General features: G+C 69.9%; 19 protein-coding genes. 7 read left to right on the top strand and 12 right to left on the bottom strand.

Annotation, left to right across the window (positions count from 1 at the left end):
* The first annotated feature begins 37 nt into the window (after window positions 1-37).
* From FFK22_RS31270 to FFK22_RS31255, 4 genes are read left to right on the top strand one after another with little or no spacing between them, the layout of a single operon-like run.
* On the top strand, window positions 38-1,348 hold the full coding sequence (locus FFK22_RS31270; RefSeq protein WP_138891765.1) for an MFS transporter: 1,311 nt from the start codon (window positions 38-40) through the stop codon (window positions 1,346-1,348).
* Window positions 1,345-2,097 carry an SDR family NAD(P)-dependent oxidoreductase gene (locus FFK22_RS31265; RefSeq protein WP_138891766.1) on the top strand — a complete coding sequence of 251 codons (753 nt, stop codon included), beginning with the start codon at window positions 1,345-1,347 and terminating at the stop codon, window positions 2,095-2,097. The genes FFK22_RS31270 and FFK22_RS31265 overlap by 4 nt, the downstream gene beginning before the upstream one ends.
* Before the next feature lie 56 nt (window positions 2,098-2,153).
* The gene (locus FFK22_RS31260) at window positions 2,154-2,591 is read left to right on the top strand and encodes a PPC domain-containing DNA-binding protein (protein ID WP_138891767.1); all 438 of its coding nucleotides are present in this window, start codon (window positions 2,154-2,156) and stop codon (window positions 2,589-2,591) included.
* Between the two features lie 23 nt (window positions 2,592-2,614).
* Window positions 2,615-2,815 (top strand): CsbD family protein, encoded by a 201-nt coding sequence (locus tag FFK22_RS31255; RefSeq protein ID WP_138891768.1) that lies wholly within the window; start codon window positions 2,615-2,617, stop codon window positions 2,813-2,815.
* 64 nt (window positions 2,816-2,879) lie between these two features.
* Here FFK22_RS31255 and FFK22_RS31250 read toward each other — a convergent pair whose 3' ends face one another.
* Window positions 2,880-3,299, bottom strand: a complete 420-nt coding sequence (locus FFK22_RS31250) for a hypothetical protein (protein ID WP_138891769.1) — start codon at window positions 3,297-3,299, stop codon at window positions 2,880-2,882.
* An 89-nt stretch (window positions 3,300-3,388) separates the two neighbouring features.
* Window positions 3,389-4,228 carry a phytanoyl-CoA dioxygenase family protein gene (locus tag FFK22_RS31245; RefSeq protein WP_138891770.1) on the bottom strand — a complete coding sequence of 280 codons (840 nt, stop codon included), beginning with the start codon at window positions 4,226-4,228 and terminating at the stop codon, window positions 3,389-3,391.
* A gap of 120 nt (window positions 4,229-4,348) precedes the next feature.
* Here FFK22_RS31245 and FFK22_RS31240 point away from each other — a divergent pair, with 120 nt between their 5' ends.
* Window positions 4,349-5,587 (top strand): MFS transporter, encoded by a 1,239-nt coding sequence (locus FFK22_RS31240; protein ID WP_221938990.1) that lies wholly within the window; start codon window positions 4,349-4,351, stop codon window positions 5,585-5,587.
* A gap of 128 nt (window positions 5,588-5,715) precedes the next feature.
* Here FFK22_RS31240 and FFK22_RS31235 read toward each other — a convergent pair whose 3' ends face one another.
* A complete protein-coding gene (locus tag FFK22_RS31235) occupies window positions 5,716-7,722 on the bottom strand; it encodes an aminopeptidase P family protein (protein ID WP_138891771.1) in 2,007 nt (668 codons plus the stop codon).
* 346 nt (window positions 7,723-8,068) lie between these two features.
* Here FFK22_RS31235 and FFK22_RS31230 point away from each other — a divergent pair, with 346 nt between their 5' ends.
* Window positions 8,069-8,323, top strand: coding sequence for a DUF1127 domain-containing protein (locus tag FFK22_RS31230; RefSeq protein ID WP_186002741.1), 255 nt, complete (start codon window positions 8,069-8,071; stop codon window positions 8,321-8,323).
* 18 nt (window positions 8,324-8,341) lie between these two features.
* Here the strand turns inward: FFK22_RS31230 and FFK22_RS31225 are convergent, their stop codons facing one another.
* From FFK22_RS31225 to FFK22_RS31215, 3 genes are all read right to left on the bottom strand, one after another.
* The gene (locus tag FFK22_RS31225) at window positions 8,342-9,595 is read right to left on the bottom strand and encodes an MFS transporter (protein WP_138891773.1); all 1,254 of its coding nucleotides are present in this window, start codon (window positions 9,593-9,595) and stop codon (window positions 8,342-8,344) included.
* Between the two features lie 300 nt (window positions 9,596-9,895).
* Window positions 9,896-11,257, bottom strand: a complete 1,362-nt coding sequence (locus FFK22_RS31220; protein WP_138891774.1) for a glycerophosphodiester phosphodiesterase family protein — start codon at window positions 11,255-11,257, stop codon at window positions 9,896-9,898.
* Window positions 11,258-11,383: 126 nt separating this feature from the next.
* Window positions 11,384-12,274, bottom strand: coding sequence for a 50S ribosomal protein L11 methyltransferase (locus tag FFK22_RS31215; RefSeq protein WP_138891775.1), 891 nt, complete (start codon window positions 12,272-12,274; stop codon window positions 11,384-11,386).
* A 225-nt stretch (window positions 12,275-12,499) separates the two neighbouring features.
* On the opposite strand from FFK22_RS31215, the gene FFK22_RS31210 reads away from it, so the two are divergent.
* Window positions 12,500-13,522 carry a lipase family protein gene (locus FFK22_RS31210; protein WP_138891776.1) on the top strand — a complete coding sequence of 341 codons (1,023 nt, stop codon included), beginning with the start codon at window positions 12,500-12,502 and terminating at the stop codon, window positions 13,520-13,522.
* An 11-nt stretch (window positions 13,523-13,533) separates the two neighbouring features.
* Here FFK22_RS31210 and FFK22_RS31205 read toward each other — a convergent pair whose 3' ends face one another.
* The 6 genes from FFK22_RS31205 to FFK22_RS31180 form a co-directional block, all read right to left on the bottom strand.
* The gene (locus FFK22_RS31205) at window positions 13,534-15,444 is read right to left on the bottom strand and encodes a S9 family peptidase (protein ID WP_138891777.1); all 1,911 of its coding nucleotides are present in this window, start codon (window positions 15,442-15,444) and stop codon (window positions 13,534-13,536) included.
* 68 nt (window positions 15,445-15,512) lie between these two features.
* A complete protein-coding gene (locus FFK22_RS31200; protein WP_138891778.1) occupies window positions 15,513-16,508 on the bottom strand; it encodes an ABC transporter ATP-binding protein in 996 nt (331 codons plus the stop codon).
* Window positions 16,505-17,509, bottom strand: a complete 1,005-nt coding sequence (locus FFK22_RS31195) for an ABC transporter ATP-binding protein (RefSeq protein WP_306770199.1) — start codon at window positions 17,507-17,509, stop codon at window positions 16,505-16,507. Before FFK22_RS31195 ends, FFK22_RS31200 begins: the two co-directional genes overlap by 4 nt.
* Entirely contained in the window at window positions 17,499-18,395 is an 897-nt protein-coding gene (locus FFK22_RS31190; protein WP_138891780.1) for an ABC transporter permease, read from the bottom strand. The genes FFK22_RS31195 and FFK22_RS31190 overlap by 11 nt, the downstream gene beginning before the upstream one ends.
* Window positions 18,392-19,309 carry an ABC transporter permease gene (locus tag FFK22_RS31185; protein ID WP_138891781.1) on the bottom strand — a complete coding sequence of 306 codons (918 nt, stop codon included), beginning with the start codon at window positions 19,307-19,309 and terminating at the stop codon, window positions 18,392-18,394. The genes FFK22_RS31190 and FFK22_RS31185 overlap by 4 nt, the downstream gene beginning before the upstream one ends.
* A 138-nt stretch (window positions 19,310-19,447) precedes the next feature.
* The gene (locus FFK22_RS31180; protein ID WP_138891782.1) at window positions 19,448-21,058 is read right to left on the bottom strand and encodes a peptide ABC transporter substrate-binding protein; all 1,611 of its coding nucleotides are present in this window, start codon (window positions 21,056-21,058) and stop codon (window positions 19,448-19,450) included.
* Window positions 21,059-21,351: the final 293 nt, after the last annotated feature.

Raw genomic sequence — 21,351 nt, 5'->3', positions numbered from 1 at the left:
GAAGAACGGCCGGGCAATCCCTTAGGGAGGACGAGCCATGATCTTCCGGGCCTTCAAGGGCGCCACGGGCAGGGTCTTCATCCTGCTCTGCCTGATGTACTTCATCATGTATGTCGACCGCGTGAACCTCTCGATCGCGGCGCCGCTGATCAGGGGCGAGCTGCATCTCTCCAACACCGAGCTCGGCTTGGCGCTCGGCGCCTTCGGCTATTGCTACGCCCTGTTCCAGATCATCTCCGGCTATCTCGGCGACCGCATCGGCGCCCGGCGCATGCTGTCGATCAGCGGCCTGTTCTGGGCGGCCGGCACGGTGGCGGCCGGTTTCGCCGGCGGGCTGTGGAGCCTGATCGCCGCCCGCCTCGTGGTCGGCATCGGCGAGGCCGGGACGATCCCGACCGCCACCGGCGCCATCGGCCGCTGGGTGCCGAAGGCCCGGCGCGGCTTCGCCCAGGGCTTCACCCACACCTCCGCCCGCTTCGCCGCCGCGGCGACGCCGCCGGTGGTGGTGGCGATGATCCCGCTGTTCGGCTGGCGCGGCGCCTTCATCGCGCTCGGCATCGTCAGCTTTCTCTGGGTTGTCGCCTGGTGGACCTATTTCCGCGACGATCCGCGCACGCACGGGGGTGTGACACCGGAGGAACTGGCCGCGCTGCCGGTGCATGACCGCGCGGTCGGCAGCCGCATCGATGTGCCCTGGCGGCGGCTGATCCCACGCGTGGCGCCGGTCACGCTGGCCTTTTTCTGCCACGCCTGGACGCTGTGGCTATACCTGTCCTGGCTGCCCAGCTTCTTCGTCGGGGAGTACGGCTTCGACCTGAAGGATTCGGCCGTGCTCTCCAGCATCATCTTCATCGCCGGCATGGTCGGCGACACCGTCGGCGGCCTGGTCACCGACCGGATTTTTCAGCGCACCGGCGACGTCAACCGCGCCCGGCGCAACACCATGCTGCTGGGCTTCACCTGTTCGCTGGTCTGCCTCAGCGGCGTGCTGTTCATCCACAGCCAGGCCCTGATCGCCGGCTGCCTCGCCCTCGGTTTGTTCTTCCTGGAGATGACCGAGGCGCCGATCTGGGCCGTGCCGCTGGACATCGCGCCACACTTCGCCGGCATCGCCAGCGGCTTCGTCAGCACCGCGGCCGGGGTGGCCGCCCTGGTCTCGCCGGTAGCCTTCGGCGCCATCCTCGACGCCACCGGCAGCTACCGCCCGCCGTTCCTGGTGTCGATCGCGCTGCTCGGGCTCGGCATCGTGCTCGCCTTCTTCGTCCGCCCGGACCGACCGGTGGAAACTGCGTCGCGGCCGGCCGACACTGCCCATCCCCATCCCCACGCCCTGAGGACCTCGCCATGACCCGGGAACTTGAGGGCCGCGCCGCCATCGTCACGGGCGCCGCCCGTAACATCGGCCGCGCCATCGCGCTCGACCTCGCCGCGGCCGGTGCCGCGGTGCTGGTCCATGCCAAAAGCTCCGCCGACCTCGCCGCCGCGGTGGTGCAGGAGATCGAGGCCAAGGGCGGCCGCGCCCGGCTGCACCTGGCCGACGTGACGGTGCCGGAGCAGGCGGCCGCCACGGTGGCGGCGGCGGTCGAGGCCTTCGGCCGGCTCGACATCCTGGTCAGCAACGCCGCCATCCGCCACGAGACGGCGTTCGAGACGATGAGCTTCGCGGAATGGCGCGAGGTGCTGGCCGTGATCCTGGACGGCGCTTTCCTGACGGCGCAGGCGGCGGTGCCGCATCTCAAGGCATCGGATGCCGCCAGCATCGTCACCATCGGCGGCATGTCGGCCCACACCGGCTCGGCCGGTCGGGTGCATGTCACCACCGCCAAGGCCGGCATCGTCGGCTTCACCCATGGCCTGGCGCACGACCTCGGGCCCGACGGCATCACCGTGAACTGCGTGGTGCCCGGGCTGATCGGCACCCAGCGCGTGCATGCGGGCGGCGGCGAGCCGGCGCACCATGCCCGCCACGCCACACTGCTGGGCCGCCGCGGCACGCCGGAGGAGGTGGCGAGCCTGGTGCGCTATCTCGCCGGTCCCTCGGCCCGCTACATCACCGGCCAGACCCTGCACGTCAACGGCGGCGCCTTCCTGTCCTGAGCGGAACGCCTCTCCCCGCCGCCCCGTTGCCCTATCGAGCGCCACGGGAGCAACGGATGATCGCCAAGCAACTGCACGCGGCCGACGGCCAGAGGGTCTTCGCCGTCATCCTCGAGACCGGGGAGGCGGTGATGGAGTGCCTGCAGCGCTTCGCCGAGGCGGAGCGGCTGACGGCGGCCCAGATCACCGGCATCGGCGCCTTCAGCGACGCCGAGCTGCGCTATTTCGACTGGGAGCGGAAGGAATACCTGCCGATCCCGGTGCAGGAGCAGGTCGAGGTGGCGTCGCTGCTCGGCGACGTCGCGGTGTCGCCCGAAGGCAAGCCGGCGCTGCATGTTCATCTGGTGCTCGGCCGCCGCGACGGCAGCGCCCTGGCCGGCCATCTGGCCGAAGCCCGGGTACGGCCGACGCTGGAGCTGATCGTCACCGAATCCCCGGCCCATCTGCGCAAGGCGCTCGACCCGGAGAGCGGGCTCGCTCTGATCCGGGCCTGACCATCTCACCACAGGAGTTCGCGATGAACTGGGATCAGATTTCAGGCCAGTGGAAGCAGATGAAGGGCAAGGCCAAGGTCCAGTGGGGCAAGCTGACCGACGACGACCTCGACGTGCTCGATGGCCGGCGCGACCAGTTGGTCGGCCGCATTCAGGAGCGCTATGGCATCGCCAAGGACGAGGCCGACCGGCAGGTCGACGCCTGGTCGCGCAACCTGAACTGATCGATGCTACGTGCGCAAGGAGACGGGCCGGCGAGAGCCGGCCCGTCTTTCTTTCAGGGACTCGCTAGGCGACCGGCTTCGCCCGCTCCGGCCGCGCGGCGTTGATCCGCCGCAGCACCAGGTCGCGGTCCTCGCGCACCTGGATCTCGCGGCCGCGGGCCAGGAGAACCGTCCGCGCCTTCGGATGATGCCAGCTCTCCGGCGCCCGGACGCCCTCGACCCGGGCGGCGACGACATGCACCGGCGTGCCCGACGGCGTGGTCAGCCGGGCGACGACGACGCCGTTGCCGAGCTTCTTCAGCACCGTCGTCAGGGTGTCGACCAGATAGGCTTCCTGCTCCGTCGCGGCGGTGCCGAAATCGATCTTGGTGCGGCCGGGGATCTCGCCCGACCGGTAGGATTCGCGGATGAAGACGATGTCGCCCTTGGGGATGGCGACGGCGCCGCCCTGGTCGTCCGTCCCGGTCAACACAGCCTTGACCATGGGTCCCTCCCAGCTTGCGGTGGTTCCTTGCGGAACCTGTTGCCGGCAGGATGGAGTCAACTCGCGGCGGGATGCAAGGCTTTGTGGCCTCAGGCAAAACCCCGCACCGGCAGCTCCGGTCCTCGGCGCAGCCAGTTCCGGGGCGAATAGACGGTCCGGCCGTCGGTCACGTGCAGCGTGTAGGCGTGGCGCGACACCGGCGACCTGTTCGGCGCGCTGTAATGCGGCAGCCGGCCGTGGAAGCAGACCAGGGCGCCGGCCTTGACCTCGACCGGCACGGCGGTGGCGTCGGTCGGCCAGGGCATGGCGTCCAGCTTTTCCATCCGCGTCGCGCCGTCCTCCAGCAGGAAGCGCTCGCGCAGCGGGCCGCGATGGCCGCCGGGCTCGACCCACAGGCAGCCATTCGACCGGTCGGCATCCTCCAGCGCGAACCAGAAGGTGGTGACGCTGAGCGGCGTGGTCTCGAAGAAGCTGGCATCCTGGTGCCAGCGCACCTCGCCGCCGATGCCGGGCTGCTTGAAGATGTACATCGACTGCCAGATCTGCGGCTCGGCCAGGCCGAGATCGGCGGCCAACGCCGCCAGCTTCGGATCGCGCGAGAACCGGTCGAACACCGGGTCCAGGTCGTGCAGCGCATGGCCGATCTTGTTGATCGACAGCGCCTTGGCCTGGCGCAGTCGGCCCTCGCCGTCGAACGCCTCCTCCTCGAAGAAGCAGCGCACCTTGTCGCCAGAGGTCAGGAAATACTCGTCGGATTTCCGCTCCTGCTCCTTGGTGGTGAAGATCGACACCGTCTCGCCGGGATCGAAGGCCTCGACGATCGCCTCGGCCCGGGCGCGGACGGCGCGGATCTCCTCGATCGGCTTGAAGCCGTCCAGCACCAGATAGCCGTCGCGCCCGTATTGCTTCTTCTGCGTCTCGCTCAGCATTGCCGTCCTCGCTCCGATTCCGTGGTCAGTCTAGCGCGATCGCCGTCCCCGGCACCGGTCTTGCTTGCAATCGAACTGAAACAATGCTCGGACGGTTCGGGGAACAGGCGGGGGACGGCAATGGCGACGACCGAGATCGGGATGGCGGCAGGCGGCGTGGCGGCGGATCGGCCCGATGCGACGGCGCGGCGGGCGCTTATCGCCTCGGCGGTCGGCTACGCCATGGACGGGTTCGACCTGCTGATCCTCGGCTTCATGCTGTCGGCCGTCGCCGCCGGGCTCGCCCTGACCCCGGCCGAATCGGGCTCGCTGGTGACCGCGACGCTGATCGGCGCGGTGGCCGGCGGCATCCTGTTCGGCATGCTCAGCGACCGCCTCGGCCGGGTGCGGGTGCTGACCTGGACCATCCTGCTCTTCGCCGTCTTCACCGGCCTCTGCGCCCTGGCTCAGGGCTATTGGGACCTCTTGGCCTACCGCACCATCGCTGGTCTCGGCCTGGGCGGCGAGTTCGGCATCGGCATGGCTTTGGTGGCGGAGACCTGGCCCGCCCGCTACCGGGCCCGCGCCTCCTCCTATGTCGGGCTCGGCTGGCAGGCCGGCGTGCTGGCCGCGGCGCTGGCGACGCCGCTGCTTCTGCCGCTGATCGGCTGGCGCGGCATGTTCGCGATCGGCCTCTTGCCGGCGATCGTCTCCTTCGTCGTCCGCCGCACCATCGGCGAGCCGGCGCTGTTCCTCGACCGCGCCGCCCGGCCGCGGCAGGGCAATGCGTTGCGGCTGCTGGTCAAGGATGCCCGCAGCACCCGGATCAGCTTCGCCGTCTTCATCCTCTGCTCGGTGCAGAATTTCGGTTATTACGGGCTGATGATCTGGCTGCCGACCTATCTGTCGACGGCCATGGGCTATTCCCTGACCAAATCGGCGCTGTGGACGGTGGTCACGATCCTCGGCATGTGCGCCGGCATCGGCGCCTTCGGCCATCTCGCCGACCGGATCGGCCGACGCCCGACCTTCATCCTGTTCCAGGCCGGTGCCGCGATCATGGTCGTGGTCTACGCCCAGCTCGACTCGCCGGCGGCGCTGCTGCTGGGTGGCGCGGCGATGGGGCTGTTCGTCAACGGCATGATCGGCGGCTATGGCGCGCTGATCTCGGAGCTGTACCCGACCGAGGCGCGGGCGACGGCGCAGAGCGTGCTGTTCAACCTCGGCCGCGGCGTCGGCGGCTTCGGCCCGCTGGTGGTTGGCGCGCTGGCCTCCCAGTACTCCTTCAGCCTGGCGATCGGACTGCTGGCGGTGATCTATGTGATCGACATCGGCGCCACGCTGATGCTGCCGGAGACCAAGGGCGTGGAGCTGGAGTAGGGGCGCTGCCAATCCCCCTCACCTGTCGTTGCCGGGCTTGACCCGGCAATCCAGGGGCTACCCAGCACGGCATCGACATTCCTGAATGCCCGGGTCAAGCCCGGGCATGACAGGATGGGGGACGAACCTCAGCCCACCGGCCTTGTCGCCTGCTCCAGCCAGGCGCGGTCCTCGCCCTCCAGCTGCGGGCCAACGATGTCGCGCACCTTGGCGTGGTAGGCGTCCAGCCAGGCGCGCTCGTCCGGGGTCAGCAGCGCCGCGTCGACCAGGGCCAGGTCGATCGGCGCGAAGGTGATGGTCTCGAACTCATAGAAGGTCCGGGCCTCGTCGCTGAGCGCTTCGCAGGGCTGCACCACCACCAGCGTCTCGGTGCGGATGCCGTAGCGGCCGGCGGCGTAGTAGCCGGGCTCGTTCGACAGGATCATGCCGGGCTCCAGCGCGATCGTGTTCGGCGTCTTCGCGATCCGCGCCGGCCCCTCATGCACGCTGAGATAGCTGCCGACGCCATGGCCGGTGCCGTGGTCGTAGTCGAGGCCGTGCTCCCACAGCGGCCGGCGGGCGAAGGCGTCGATCTGCGACCCGGTGGTGCCCTTCGGGAAGCGCGCGGTCGAGATCGCGATATGGCCCTTCAGCACCAACGTGAAGTTGCGCCGCATCTCTTCGGTCGGGGTGCCGACGATGATGGTGCGGGTGATATCGGTGGTGCCGTCGCGATACTGCCCGCCGCTGTCGACCAGATAGACGTTGCCCGGCTCGATCCGCCGGTTGCTTTCGGCGCTGAAGCGGTAATGCGGCAGGGCGGCATTCGGACCGGCGGCGGAGATGGTGTCGAAGCTGAGGTCGCGCAGCGCGCCGGTGGCGACGCGGAACTCCAGCAGCCGGGCCGCGGCACTCGCCTCGTCCAGCGCGCCGGACGGCGCCTCGCGCGACAGCCAGGCCAGGAAGCGGCTGACCGCGGCGGCGTCGCGGCGATGGGCTTCGCGGGTGCCCTCCAGCTCGACCGCGTTCTTGCGGGCTCGGGGCAGGGCGCAGGGGTCGGCGCCGACATCGACCCTGGCGCCCTTCAGCCGGTCATGCACCCAGGCGCTGGCCGAGCCGGCGTCGATCCGCACCGTCTTGCCGGCGCGGCCCAGCCCCTCCAGCGCCTGGCCCAGGCTGGCGGGCGGCTGGATCGCCACCTCGTTGCCGAGATGGGTGTCGACGCCCGGCACCAGCTTGCGCCGGTCGATGAACAGGTCGACCAGCCCGTCGGCATGCAGCACGGCGAAGGACAGCGGCAGCGGCGTGTGCGGCACGTCGGCGCCGCGCAGGTTCAACAGCCAGGCGACGCTTTCCGGCGCGCTCAGCACCACCGCGTCCAGCCGGTCGCGCCGCAGCACCTCGGCCAGCTCGGCGCGCTTCTCCCGCGCATCCTTGCCGGCGACGTCCAGCGCCTGGACGATGGTGGGCGAGATCGGGGCCGGCGGCTGGTCGGTCCACAGCGTGTCGATCGGGTTCTCCTCGACCACGACCAGCGCGCCGCCCGCGGCCTCGACGGCCTTGCGGGCCTTCTCGACCCAGCCGACGGTGACCAGGCGCGGGTCGTAGCCGGCGCGGCCGCCTTTCGGCAGCGCCTCGGCCAGCCACGCCTCATGCGGCTCCTGGTGCAGATGCCGCCGCTCCCACAGCGCCGGGTCGGTCTGCTGCTGCGCCTGGATGGTGTAGCGGCCGTCGATGAAGATCGCCGCCCGCTCGGCGGTGACCACGGCGAGGCCGGCGGAGCCGGTGAAGCCGGTCAGCCAGGCCAGGCGCTCCGCCCGGGCCGGCAGGTATTCGCCTTGATGCTCGTCGGCATGCGGCACGACATAGGCGTCGAGCTCCAATCGGGCCAGCACGCCGCGCAGCGTGGCCAGCCGCTCCGCCGGCTTCGGCCCCGCCGGGCGGCGGGCGGCGGCGATTGCGGCTTTTGCAGCGCGCAGACGCTTGGCCTGGGCCTCGGTCGCGCCCGGCACCGCCAGTTCCATCCATTCCCGGTCGTCCAGCGCCGCGGGCGCAGCGACCACGCCCTCCAGCAACTCCTGCAGCCCGGCGGCGTCGTAGCGGCCGCCGGTGTCGGCGGCCGCGGCGGCGAGGGCATCGGCGAGATCGGTGGTCATCGGCAGCGCGTCCGTCAGCGGGGGCGGCCCGGGCCAGGGCGCCGGGCGGGATGAATCCTTATCGCGCATCGGGCGGGGCGGGGGAAGCGGTCGGAGACGGCTTCGATCAAGCCCCGGGCGGCTGCGTATAGCGATATGTTGCCATGCACAAATTCGATATTGCAGCGCAAAAAGAAGCGCGCATTCTATCAATGTGAGATCGCCGTCCAGGCGATCCCGCCATCAACGACAATCTCGGAAACGTCTCCCGGAAGCAGCGTTCCTCCATGCCGCCACGGCAGGACCGCGGCGGATGTTGCAATGCAATAACCTGCGCCAGCAGGAAGCGGAAACACGGGACACGATCATGGGATACCAGCTTCTCGCCACACTCATCCGCGGCTTCTTCCGGATCCGCGGCGGCATCGACCGCAGCCTGACCTATCACGAGCTGATGGAGCTGACCGACCGGCAGCTCGAGGACATCGGCCTGACCCGCAACCTGATCGAGACGGTACTGGTGCAAGGCGACAATGATGTCACCGCGATGCTGCCGGAGGGCGCCGTGCGCGCCTCGCTGCAGCGCGCCGCCAACACCAACCGCATCGCCAGCGTCGCCTGACGGGCCGGCGCGGCCTGATCAGCCTTCGGCGGTCTCGACGGCGGGCGTCTCCGGCGCCCGCGGGTCGAGCCCGATGGCGCCCTGGGTCGCAGGCTGCACCGACACGAATCCCGGCCGTGATTCGGCTGGGGCGCGGGCCCGCTGCCCCATCCGGTACAGGGTGAAGGCAACTAGCACCAGGTTCACGGCGCCGACGAAGGCGAACAGCGTCGGGGTGCCCAGCTGCACCATCAGCAGGCTGGCCGGCACCGGCCCGACCACGGCGCCGATGGCGTAGATCAGCAGCAGGCCGCTGGAGGTCTCGACGAACTCCCCGGCCCGGACCTGGTCGAAGGTGTGCGCCAGCGCCAGCGGGTACAGCGGCAGCGAGAAGGCACCGTAGAAGAAGGCCAGGCCGATCACCGCCTCCCCCGGCAGCCAGCCGACCGCCAGCAGCGCCGCGCCGGCCGCGGCGGTGCCGATGCCCGAGATCACGATCGTCCAGCGCCGGTCGACCCGATCGGACAGCCGGCCCAGCGGCCATTGCCCGACGGCGCCGCCCAGCACCGCCACGCTCATGAACAGCGCGACGGTGGCGGCGTCGAAGCCGCGCGCCTGGGCGAAGACCGGCCCCAGCGACCAGAAGGCGGCGTTGCCGATGCCGACCACCAGGCAGGCGGCGGCCCCGACCGGCGAGGTCGCCACCAGCCGGGCCAGGCGCAGCCGCACCGTTTCGGGTGGCGGCGGGGCGGCGATGCGGGTCATCGCGATCGGCAGCACCGCCAGGCAGATCATGATCGCGATCCAGGTGAAGGCGGCCATCGGGTTGCCGGTCTCCACCCCCAGCAGCATCTGGCCGATGGTGATCGCGAGCAGGGTGACGATGGTGTAGAGCGACAGCACGGTGCCGCAGCTGCGGCTGGTCGCCTGCTCGTTCAGCCAGCTCTCGATCACCATGAACACCACGGCGAAGCAAAAGCCGGTGCCGCCGCGCAGCACGATCCAGGGCGCCGGGTGGACCAGCTGCGGGAAGGACAGGGCGACCGCCGCCGCCAGCGCCGCCACCGCCGCGAAGGTGCGGACATGGCCAGCGCGGCGCACCAGATGGGGACCCAAGAGGCAGCCCAGCACGAAGCCGGCATAGTAGCCCGAGCCGAGCAGGCCGGTGACCACGGTGCCGAAGCCGGCATCGGTCGCCCGCACCGCCACCAGCACCGCCTGCAGGCCGTTGCCGCACAGCATCAGCCCGACCCCGGCCAGGAGCGCGGCGACGGAGGAGAGGACGGCGGACATGGGATGGACCTCGGCGGCACCGGCGGCGGAGAATCCCGCCGCCGGAACCCCAGCCTAGGCCGGCCATCCGCCCGGATTTTGTCCGAAAGCGACAGCCGCTGCGCTGCGCCGTCGCTCCAAGGCCATAGGCGCTGAGTCAAGCGGATGGGCCGGTGCCGCCCCCTCACCCGAAATCGCGGGTCGCGATTTCGACCTCTCCCCGGGGGAGAGGTAAACCTTCCCTCTCCTCGGGGAGAGGGAGGGGCCCATTCGCGTTGGCGAATGGGAGGGTGAGGGGGATTCGGACGGTGCCGTCGAGCCTCAGCGGCCCAGCTCGTGCAAGTATTCGGCCCGCGCGGCCACGCCGGCATTGGTGAAGTCGGTGAACACGCCGTCGACGCCGAGGCGGAAGAACTTCAGGTATTCGGCCTGCGGGTCGGCCTGGTAGTCGCCGGCCAGGTACTTGCTTTCGTTACGGAAGGTGAAGACGTGGACGAACAGCCCGGCCTTGTGCGCGTCGGCCACCAGGCTGGTCGGCGGCTGGGTCGTCGCCTGCGGGGTCGACCCGGTGAAGGCGCTGCCGTCCGCGTTCTTGTCCTTCCAGGGCGTGATCTTCAGCGGTACGATCTGCGGCTTCCACGGGCCGATGCCGTCGGCATAGGTCTTGATCTCCGCCAGCCCAGCCGGAGTCAGCATCGCGTCGAACCAGCGCGGGTCGCCGGCCACGGTCCAGTCATAGGGCCGGCTGTCGACCACCTCGTTGTAGACCACGGCGCCGGTCTTGTAGTCGATGTCATAGCCGTCGATCAGTTGCACCACCTTGGTCTTCAGCCCGTGAGCGCGCAGGTATTTCAGGCTGCCGGGCTCGAAGCTCTGCACGAAGATCGGCGCGTCCGGGGTGTTGAGGCCGTTATCCGCGATGATCTTGATCATCGCGTCCTCCAGCGGCCGGCTGCCCGGCGCGCCGCAACCATTGGCGATCGCCTGCTCGTCGTTCCAGGTCGGGTTCTTGCTCTCGGGATAGACCGCGATGGTGCGGCCGGTCGCCCGGCTCTTCGCCTTGGCGATGTCGATGATCTCCTGGAAGGTCAGGATCGGGAACTTGCCGTTGAACTCCTTCGGCCGCTCGCTGGCGGCGTCGTAGGTGGTGCCGCCCAGCCACTGCTTCAGCTCGGCCGCGGTGAAATCGGTGATCGACCAGTCGCCGGTGTGATCCTCGCCGTCGACGATCAGCGATTTCAGCACCGATTTCAGGTCCTTCGGATCGGTCAGGTCGGTCAGGTATTCCGACGGACCGCTGGTCGGGGTCTGGGCCCAGGCGACCTTGACCATGACACCCGGCACGGTGCGCTTGCGCGCCGCGACCTCCGGGTGGGCCTTCGCCACCTCGGCGATGTCGGTGTTGTCGCTCAGCCAGGGATTGTGCCGCGCCACCAGGATGCAGTCCCTGGTCAGGTGCAGGTCCTCCTCCAGAGCGTCGGTGCCCAGCGCCGCGGCCATGTCGTAGGAGGGCTGGGTCTCCTCCGGCATCAGGCCGGGCAGGCCGCGATGGCCGATCACCAGCGGCGGCTTGCCGTCGAGGGTCTGGAAGGGCTGCGGATCGGCGGCCGGGGCCGCGCGGCCCCCGGCGATCAGGGCGGCGGCGGCGAGGGCGATCAGCGAGGCGGAGCGGTGGCTTCCCATGCGGGGCGACCTTTGTCTGGGGCAGGGTGAGACTGGCCCCAAGCTAGAGCGCCGGCATGACGCATCCGTGACGCCGCCGCCGAAATCCTCAGCCCCGAAGATGAAGAATTGGCAATGTTCGGGGCCTCAGCCCAGGATCAGCGTCGGCCAGCCGCGGATCGGGATCTTGTCGGCCAGGGTCAGGCGCTGCAGCCGGTGCGCGGCCAGCACCTGGGGCGCCTGGCGGTCCAGCAGCCCGGCCAGGATCGCCACGCCGCCCGGCGCCAGGTTGCGGCGCAGGTCGACCGCCATGCTCATCAACGGCCGGGCCAGGATGTTGGCGATGATCAGGTCGTAGGGGCCGTGCTCGGCCACCACCCGGCTGGCATAGCCGTTCGAGACCACGGCGGTGATCCGGTCCGACAGCCTGTTGATACGGGCGTTTATACGAGTCACACGGATCGATTCCGGGTCGATGTCGGCCGCCAGCACCGGGGCGTGGAACAGCTTCGCGGCGGCGAAGGACAGGATGCCGGTGCCGCAGCCCATGTCGAGGACGCGGCGGAAGCGGCGGCGGCGCGACAGCCGGTCCAGCGCCCGCAGGCAGCCCTCGGTGGTCGGGTGCTCGCCGGAGCCGAAGGCGGTGGCGGCATCGATGCACAGCGGAATGGTGCCGGGCGGCGGCGCGTCCTCGATATGCGAGCCATGGATGAAGAAGCGGCCGATGCGCAGCGGCGGGAAGGCCTGGTAGGTCGCGGCCAGCCAGTCGGTCGGCGGCACCTTCTCCACCACCGGCGCCGGCAGCGTCGTGCCCAGCATCGCCGCCACCAGCGCCAGCCGCGCGGCCAGCGCCGCCTCGTCCGGCGGAACGCGGTCGATGCCCTCGATCACCCAGTCGCCGCCATCCTCGATCTCGAAGGCGGCGACCGAGGCGAAGGCGTCGTCGAAGGCGGTCTGCACGGCATCGCCGATTTCGGGGCTGACGACGATGCTGGTGCGCCAGGCGGAAGCGGCTTCGGAGGGGACGGTGCGGCTCATCAAAGGTCCAGGCGGCGGGGTCTATACTCGGCCGCACAGTATCGGGCCGGCCGCCGGTTTGCATCTTCGATGTCGCCCCATCCGTTCTGGCGATTTATCAAATTTTCCACAACTTATAGGTGTTGACGCCGTCTCCGCCGCGAGCGGTCATGATGCGCCCGGCCCGCTTCGCCGCGCAGGCGGAAGACCGGCGCCGCAAGACCCGCGTGGACATCAGGAGGCGTCATGACACCGCAGGAGATCAAGCAGGGGGCGACCGGTCAGGCCGGCACCTCGGCCACACCGTTCGCGATCAGCTATCTGCAGCTGTGCCAGATCTCGTATTTCTCGACCGACCAGATCGCGGCGGCCGTTCCCTCCGTGCCGCCGCCGGGGGAGACCGCGCCGGACTCCTCGATTGGCAGCTGGAGCGTGGTCTGGGGCCCGGCCAAGGACTGGGACGACAGCAACCTCGCCTATGCCGCGGCCTACACCGACGCGGCGTCGAACCTTCCGGTGCTGCTGGTGGTCTGTCTGCGCGGCACCGACGTCCATGTCGACGACCCCTGGGGCATCCTGAAGCAGCTGTTCGAGGATCTGCGGGTGCCCGACCAGGTGGCGCTGCCCTGGGCGCCCAGCAGCACGGCGCGGATCGCCAAGGGCACCCTTTCCGCCCTCGACGTCATCCAGAAGCTCAGCTCGAACGGCCAGACCCTGTCGGACTTCGTGACCGGCTATCTCAACAATTCGGCGAACCAGCAGCCGGTGCTGATCGTCACCGGCCACAGCCTCGGCGGCGCCCTGACCACCGTGGTCGCGCCCTGGCTGCAGAGCCTGGGCACCATCACCGCCCCGATCGTCCCGGCCACCTTCGCCGCGCCGACCGTCGGCAACGCGGATTTCGCCACGCTGTACGGCACCGACTTCAGCTATTCGCTGCGCTACTGGAACGACTACGACATCGTCCCGAACGCGTGGTGGAACCTGCCGGGGATGGCGACGATCTACCAGCCCTGCAACCTGACGCCGCCCGGCTTCGTGACCGACGGGCTGACCCATTTCGAGAACAAGCTGAAGGGCGTCAGCTATGCCCAGCCGGCCCTGAACACCCAACTCTCCGGCTCCTGCAGCAGCCTGGCCAAGACCTGGATCGACCAGGCCGGCGTGCAGCACAGCACCCACACCTACATGACCCCGCTGGGCGGGGTGAACATCGAGCCGCCGGGCGGAGTAGGCGTGCCCCTGATCGTCGACTACAAGCCGGGCTGACCGGGGGCCGCTCAGGGCTCGTCGGCGGCCACTGTCAGGGTCGCCGACGCATCCTGGCCCGCGGCGGCAACCGGCCCGAACGCCTCGCTGAAGAAGGCGATCAGCCGCTCATACAGCACCCGGCAATTGCCCGGCTTGACGATGCCGTGGCCCTCATCCGGGAACAGCAGCGTCTCATAGGGGATGCCGCGGGCGTCGAGCTCCGCCCGCATGATCTCGACATGCTCCGGCGTCACATTCGGGTCGGTCAGCCCCTGGACGATCAAGAGGCGCCCCTCGATCCGGTCGACGGCATGGATCGGCGACCGCTCGCGATATGTCTCGGGCAGCTCGTCCGGCGTGCCGCCCATCATCGCCTCGGAATAGGGGCGCAGGTCCGGCCGGGTGGTCCAGTAGTCGGTGACCAGGTCGGTCATGCCGCAGATCGGCGCCGAGGCAGCGATCACCTCGCACGGAAAATGCGTGATCGCCCACCAGGCGGAATAGCCGCCATAGGACAGGCCGGTGATGCCGACCCGGCCCGGCTGCGCCAGCCCGGCATTCATCAACGCCAGGATGCCGGTGCGGATGTCCTCCTGCTCGCGCCCGCCCCAGCCGTCTTCCTTGATCGCCTCCTGGAAGGCCAGGCCCAGGCCGGTGCTGCCGCGATAGTTCGGCTGCAGCACGTTGAAGCCGGCTTGGGCCAGCGCCTGTGGGACGGGGTCGAAGCGGCCGTCGTAATGCGCAGTCGGTCCGCCATGGACATGGATCACGGCGCCGCGCGCCTCGCCCCTGGCTCGATACAGCCAGCCCTGGACGCGCAGCCCGTCGACCGAATGCCACCAGAAGGGCTCGGCCGGGCTCAGCTCCGCCGGGTCGGGCAGCGACCCCTCGGGCAATGGCGCCAGCTCATGCGCGGTCAGCAGGTCCGGCGCCTCGGCCGCCAGGGCGATGATCGACGTCGGCGCTGTGGCCCGGCCGCGCTCCACCACCCAGCGGCCGTCGGGCAGCGGCGCGATCGGGCGCAGGATGTCGCCGCCGCGGAACACCGGGGCATAGGCGCCGGTCGAGACCATCAGGAACCCGGCCTCGTCCCGCGCGGCGCTGGATTCGATCACCACCAGCAGGTCCTGGCTGCCATCGGCCTGGCGCGGCCAGCGCACATGCTCGACCGGGATCGCCGGATTGTCGACCAGCCAGCGCAGGTCGTCGGTGGCCAGGTCGATCAGCCCCAGCCGCTTGTGCGACGGCCCCTCGGCGACGAAGGCTATACGGGACCCGTCCGGCGACCACACGCCTTCGACCTTCGCCGGGCCGCCGGGGCTGTACAGCTCGCGGTCCTCGCCGGTCTCCAGGTCGTAAACCCACAGCGCCCGGCCGCTCGGGTGGTGGTCGTTGCGCAGATACAGGATCCGGCGCCCGGTCGGGTCCAGCTTCGGCATCAGCTTGCAGGAGCGCAGCGGCGAGGCCAGGGCGCGCTGCGCCCCGGTGGTGATGTCGTGCTCGTACAGGTGCAGGATGTCGCCGCCCAGCCCGGTGGCCGGGTCGCGGCTGGCGGCATAGACCAGCCGCCGCCCGTCCGGGTGCTGCTGGGCGGTGTAGACGTAGTAGCCGGGCCGGTCCGGCAGCAGCGCCTCGGCCGGCCGCGCCGGGTCCAGCCAGACCCGCTGCAGCCCGACCTGCTCCTCGCCGTTGCGGCGGCGGGCGACGATCAGCGCCAGGCTGTCCGGTGCCCAGCTGAAGCTCTCGCAATCCCAGCCGGAATACGGCTCCGGCAGCAGGCGCGGCGGCGCGTCGCCGGCGGTCGGGGCCAGCCACGGGCCATTGCCTTCGGCCTTGCCGTTCCACAGCCAGGCCACCCAGCGCCCATCCGGCGACACGGCCGGGAACAGCAGCCGCGGCGCGGCGATCAGGCGGTCCAGGAAGCCGGGATCGATGCTCATGACGGAAATGCTACCTCAGGGACGGCGGATCGGGATACGGCGCCGGACGCATGGCGGGCGCGGCGTGGTCAGGCCGGGACGCCGGCCAGCTCCTCGATCCGGTGGCAGGCGGCGCGGTGGCCGGTCCCGAAATCGCGCAGCCCCGGCACGGCCCGGGCGCACAGCTCCGCCGCATGCGGGCAACGGGTGCGGAAGGCGCAGCCGGAGGGCGGGTTGATCGGCGACGGCGTGTCGCCCTGCAGCACCACCCGCCGGCGCTGCCGCGCCCGCACCGGATCCGGCACCGGCACGGCGGAGAGCAGCGCCTGGGCATAGGGGTGCAGCGGCCGGGCGAAGAAGGCGTCGCGGCCGGCGATCTCCGCCTCCCGCCCCAGATACAGCACCATCACCCGGTCGCTGATGTGCCGCACCACGCTCATATTGTGCGAGATGAAGATCAGCGCCATGCCCAGCTCGCGCCGCAGCCGCATCAGCAGGTTGACGATCTGCGCCTGGATCGAGACGTCCAGCGCCGACACCGGCTCGTCGCAGACGATCAGCTTCGGCCGCAGGATGATGGCGCGGGCGATGCCGATGCGCTGGCACTGGCCGCCGGAGAATTCATGCGGATAGCGGTGCGCCAGGGCAGGGGACAGGCCGACCTGGCGCATCGCCTCGTTCACCCGGGCCGCGACCTCGGCCCGCTTCAGCTCGGGGTGGAAGGTGCGCAGCGGCCGGCCGATGATCTGGGCCACGGTCATGCGCGGGTCCAGCGACGCCAGCGGGTCCTGGAAGATGATCTGCATGTCGCGCCGCCGCGGACGTAGCGCGTCCTCGGACAGGCCGGTGACGTCGCTGCCGTTCCAGGCGACGGTGCCGGCGGTGGGCGGGATCAGCTTCAGCACCGCCCTGCCCAAAGTGGACTTGCCGCAGCCGGATTCGCCGACCACGGCCAGCACCTCGCCGGGGGCGAGGTCGAAGGACACGTCGTCCACCGCCTTCACCACCAGTGGCGGCCCCCCCAGCAGCCCGGTCGAGAGCGGGAAATGGACCTTCAGGTTGCGGACCGACAGCACCGGGGTCATGGCACCAGCTCCGGCACGGCAGCGGGCTGCGGCAGCGGCCGGTGGCAGGCGACCACGCGGCCGCTTCCGTCGCGGGCCGGCAGCAGCGGCGGCATGGCGGCGGTGCAGGCCTCGACCCTGCGGTCGCAGCGCGGGGCGAAGGGGCAGCCGGGCAGGTCGCCGGATGCGGCGCGCGGCTGGCCCGGGATCACCCGCAGCTCGCCCTCCGTCCCCTCCAGGTCGGGCGTCGAATCCAGCAGGCCGCGAGTGTAGGGATGGGCCGGGTCGGCGAAGAGCGGGTCGACCGGCGCCGCCTCCATCACCTTGCCGCCATACAGCACCAGCACCCGGTCGCACATCTCGGCGACGACGCCGAGGTCGTGGGTCACCAGGATCACCGCCGTCCCCAGCTCGCGCACCAGGCCGCGCAGCAGGTCCAGCACCTGGGCCTGGACGGTGACGTCCAGCGCCGTGGTCGGCTCGTCGGCCAAGAGGATGCGCGGGTTGCACAGCAGGGCCATGGCGATCATGACGCGCTGGCGCATGCCGCCCGACAGCTGGTGCGGGTACTGCCGCATCCGCTTCGCCGCGTCGGGGATCTTCACCCGGTCCAGCATCCTGGCCGCGGCCTCCCAGGCCTCCTTCTTCTTCATCCCCTGGTGGCGGATCAGCACCTCGGTCAGCTGCGCCCCGACCCGGTGATAGGGGTTCAGCGAGGTCATCGGGTCCTGGAAGATCATGGTCATGGCCGACCCGCGCAGCCGGTCCAGCCCGCGCCGGTCCAGCGCCAGCAGGTCCTGCCCCTCGAAGCGGATCCGGCCGGTGGCGGCGCCGTTGCCGGCCAGCAGGCCCATGATCGACAGCAGGATCTGGCTCTTGCCCGACCCGCTCTCGCCGACGATGCCCAGCACCTCGCCGCGGCGCACCGTGAAGTCGACCCCGGCCACGGCGACGGCGTCGCCCCGGCGCATCCGGAAGCGGATCGCCAGATCCTCGACGGAGAGGAGAGGATCAGCGTTCATTGGGATCGAAGGCATCGCGCAGCCCGTCGGCGACGAAGTTCATGCAGAACAGGGTCAGGGCCAGGGCCAGGCCGGGCAGGATCAGCATATGCGGGGCGGTCTCGATCTTGGCCTGGCCCTCGCTGATCAGCACGCCCCAGCTGGTCTCCGGCGCCTGCACGCCGAGGCCGAGGAAGCTGAGCAGGGATTCGCTCAGGATCACGTCGGGGATCAGCAGGCTGGAATAGACGATCACAACGCCGACGCAGTTCGGGATGATGTGCTTCAGCACGATCTGGCGCTTGGTCATGCCGCCGGCCCGCGCCGCCTCGATGAACTCGCGGTGGCGCAGGGCGATGGCCTGGGCGCGGACGATGCGCGACGGCGTCAGCCACAGCGACAGCACCACGGCGATGATCACGGCGGTGCTGCCGCGCCCCAGCGCCATGCTGATCAGGATGACCTGGAAGATGTAGGGGATGCCGTACAGCACATCGACGATGCGCATCATCACCTGGTCGACCACGCCGCCCAGGAACCCCGCCACCGACCCCCAGGTGACGCCGATGGCGACGGCGATCAGCGTCGCCACCAGGCCGATGATCAGCGACACCTGGCCGCCGGCCATGATCCGCAGCAGCAGGTCGCGGCCCAGGTCGTCGGTGCCGAAGGGATAGGCCGACAGCAGGTCCAGCGGCGCGTTCATCGCCTCGAAATTGGCGTCGTCCGGCTCGTAGCTGTAGAGCAGCGGCCCGCCGAAGCAGAAGATCACGATCAGCACCAGCATGATCAGGCTGGCCACGGCGGCGCTGTTGGTGCGGAACCGGCGCAGCGCCTCGCGCAGCGGGCTGACGCCCTCGGCGCCCTGTTCCTCGGGCGCGGCGAGATCGGCGGTGGCGTCGGTCATGTGCGTGATCTCGGGTCCAGCAGCATCTGCGCCACGTCGGTCACCATGTTGAACAGGATGATGCAGGTGCCGTAGACCAGGGTGACCCCCATCACCATGGTGTAGTCGCGGCTGATCGCGCTCTCGACGAAGTAGCGGCCGATGCCGGGCACGGCGAAGATGGTCTCGATCACCATCGACCCGGTGATCAGCCCGGCCGTGGCCGGGCCGAGATAGGCGATCACCGGGATCATGGCGCCGCGGATGGCGTGGTGGGTCAGCACCCGCCACTCGCCCACGCCCTTGGCCCGGGCGGTGCGGATGTAGTTGCTGCGCAGCGTCTCGATCATCGCGCCGCGGGTCAGCCGGGCGACATAGGCGATGTTCGGCAGCGCCATCGCCACCACCGGCAGCACCATCGACCGCCAGCCATTGTCCCAGCCGGCCACCGGCACCAGGCTCAGCATCAGGGCGAAGACGATCTGCAGGATCGGCGCCATGACGAAGGTCGGCACCACGATGCCGCCCATGGCGACGGCGCTGACCAGATTGTCCAGGATGCCGTTGCGGCGCAGCGCCGCGACCACGCCCAAGGTGACGCCGGCGATGGCGTAGAGCAGCGTGGCCCACAGCCCGATCTGCAGCGAGATCGGCAGGCCGTGGCCGATCAGCTGCGTCACCGTGTATTCGCGGTAGTACATCGACTGGCCGAAATCGAGCCGCACGACGTCGCCCAGGAAGCGCAGATATTGCTGCCACAGCGGCTCGTTCAGGTGGAACTGCGCCTCCATCCGGGCGATCAGCGCCGGCGGCAGCTTCTTCTCGCCGTCGAAGGGCCCGCCCGGCGCGAAGCGGATGACGAAGAAGGTGATCGTCGCCAGCGCGAACAGCGTCGGCACGCTGCCCAGCATGCGGCGAAGGACGGACAAGACCATCGGGCCCGGCTGCTCCCTGCTTCTTCCTTCGTCATTCCCGCGAAAGCGGGAATCTCGTCGCATTCAGAGGTGGCGCGAGATCCCCGCTTTCGCGGGGATGACAAGAAGGGGGCGCGGGAAGACCGCGCCCCCTTCTTGTCACTTCTCGATGCTCAGGAACTTCGACATCGGATGGCCGATCGGGTTGGCGCCCCAGCCCTTGACGTAGGTCTGGACCAGCAGGTTGTCGCTCGACACCGTGATCGGGATGAACACGTACTGGTCGAGCATGCGCTGCTCGGCCTGGCCCAGGGTCTCGTAGAACTTGGCCTTGTCCGCGGCGACGGCGTTGGCCTGGTCCATCAGCTTCTCGTACTCGTCGTCCTTCCAGTGATAGCTCGGCGTGCCGCTGTAGCGCAGCGCGTCCAGCCAGGTCTTGGCCTGCGGATAGTCGCCGCCATAGCTGTCCATGCAGACCTGCCAGGTCCCGGTGTGCAGCTTCTCCAGCCAGGTCTTGACCTCGGTCAGGTCCAGCTTGGTGCGGACGCCCAGATTCTGCTTCCACATCGCGGTGATGCCCTCGACCCGCCGCTTGCTGGCGGCGCTGGACGGGCCGATGATCTCGATCTCCAGCGGCTTGTCCGGGCCGTAGCCGGCCTCGGCCAGCAGCTTCTTCGCCTCGGCCAGGCGCTCTTCCTTGCTCAGCCCGGCCTCCTGCACCTTGCCGGGCTTGTAGCTGGGGTCCTGGTTGATCGAGAAAGTGTACATCGGCACGTTGCCGGCCTTCTCGATCTTCTCCTGCAGGAAGTCGCGGTCGATGGCATAGGCCAGCGCCTTGCGCACGCGGATGTCGGACAGCGGGCCGGCATCGGGCTGGAAGCTGAGGTACTTCATGCCCAGCGTCGGGTTCTGGTGCAGCTCCTGCGGCCGCTCCGCCTTCAGCTTCTCGATCTGGTCGGACGGCACCGTCATGGTCGCGTCCAGCTCGCCCGCCAGGTAGCGCTTCAGCTCGGTCGAGGCGTCCTCGGTGACATGGTAGACGACGGTGTCGATCTTGACGTTGGCCGCGTCCCAGTAGTTCGGGTTCTTGACCAGCACCACCTTCGACTGCGGCACATATTCCTTCAGCATGTAGGCGCCGTTGCTGACGAACAGCTCCGGCCGGGTGTAGTCCAGCTTGTTGCCGGCGGCCTTCAGGCTCGGCTCATGCACCGGCGCGGTGGTGTGGAAGTCCAGGATGTAGGGCGCGTCCGGCATCGGGTAGTCGAGCGTCAGCACCACCGTGCGGTCGTCCGGCGCCGCGGCGCCCAGCTGGGCCGCATCCGTCAGCTTGCCCTCGTTGAACGGCTTGCTGCTCTTGATCGGCAGGACTGCGGTCAGGTAGTAGGCGTGCTCCGACGCGGTCTCGGGGTCGATGGCGCGGATGATGCCGCGCACGAAATCGGCCGCCACCATCGGGTCGCCGTTCGACCATTTCAGCCCGGGCCGCAGATGGAAGGTCCAGGTCAGGCCGTCGGCGCTGGTTTCCCATTTCTCCGCCGCGCCCGGCTGCGGGTTGCCCTGCGGGTCCAGGATCAGCAGCGCCTCGAACAGGTCGGCGATGATGTAGTTCTCGCGCGCGCCGTTGTTCAGCTGCGGGTCGAGGGTCGACGGCGCGCTGCCGAAGCCGCGGTTCAGCACCGTCTCCGCCGCCGCCGGTCCGGCCAGCGCCCCGGCGGATACCGCCAGGCACAAGGCAAGCGCCATGGCCGATTTGTTCAGAAAGCTCATGCAAACCCCCAGATCTGTGATCCCCCGCCGAGGCGGCGCCGCGGTCCCGGTCCGGCCGGGCTTCTCTTGCCGTCACGCCTCAGGCGTCTCGCGGGACTGGTCCGCCCCGCCGGTCGCGATTTGGGCAGGCGGCCGTCGCTCCTGACAAGGCACGAAAGCGACGGAGGCCTGAACTTCAGGTTATCGGGCGCGTCATGTCGGCCCTGGGACGGGCCCGCCATGTCCGCTAGGGTTTCACCGGACGATTCGGGAAGGATCTGGGAATGAAGACGCGTGCCGCCGTAGCCGTCGCC

Source organism: Mycobacterium sp. KBS0706, from assembly GCF_005938675.2.
In the GTDB taxonomy this organism is placed as follows: domain Bacteria; phylum Pseudomonadota; class Alphaproteobacteria; order DSM-16000; family Inquilinaceae; genus Inquilinus.
The sequence above is the reverse complement of the archived record's forward strand: the minus strand, read 5'-3'. Positions and strand labels throughout refer to the sequence as shown.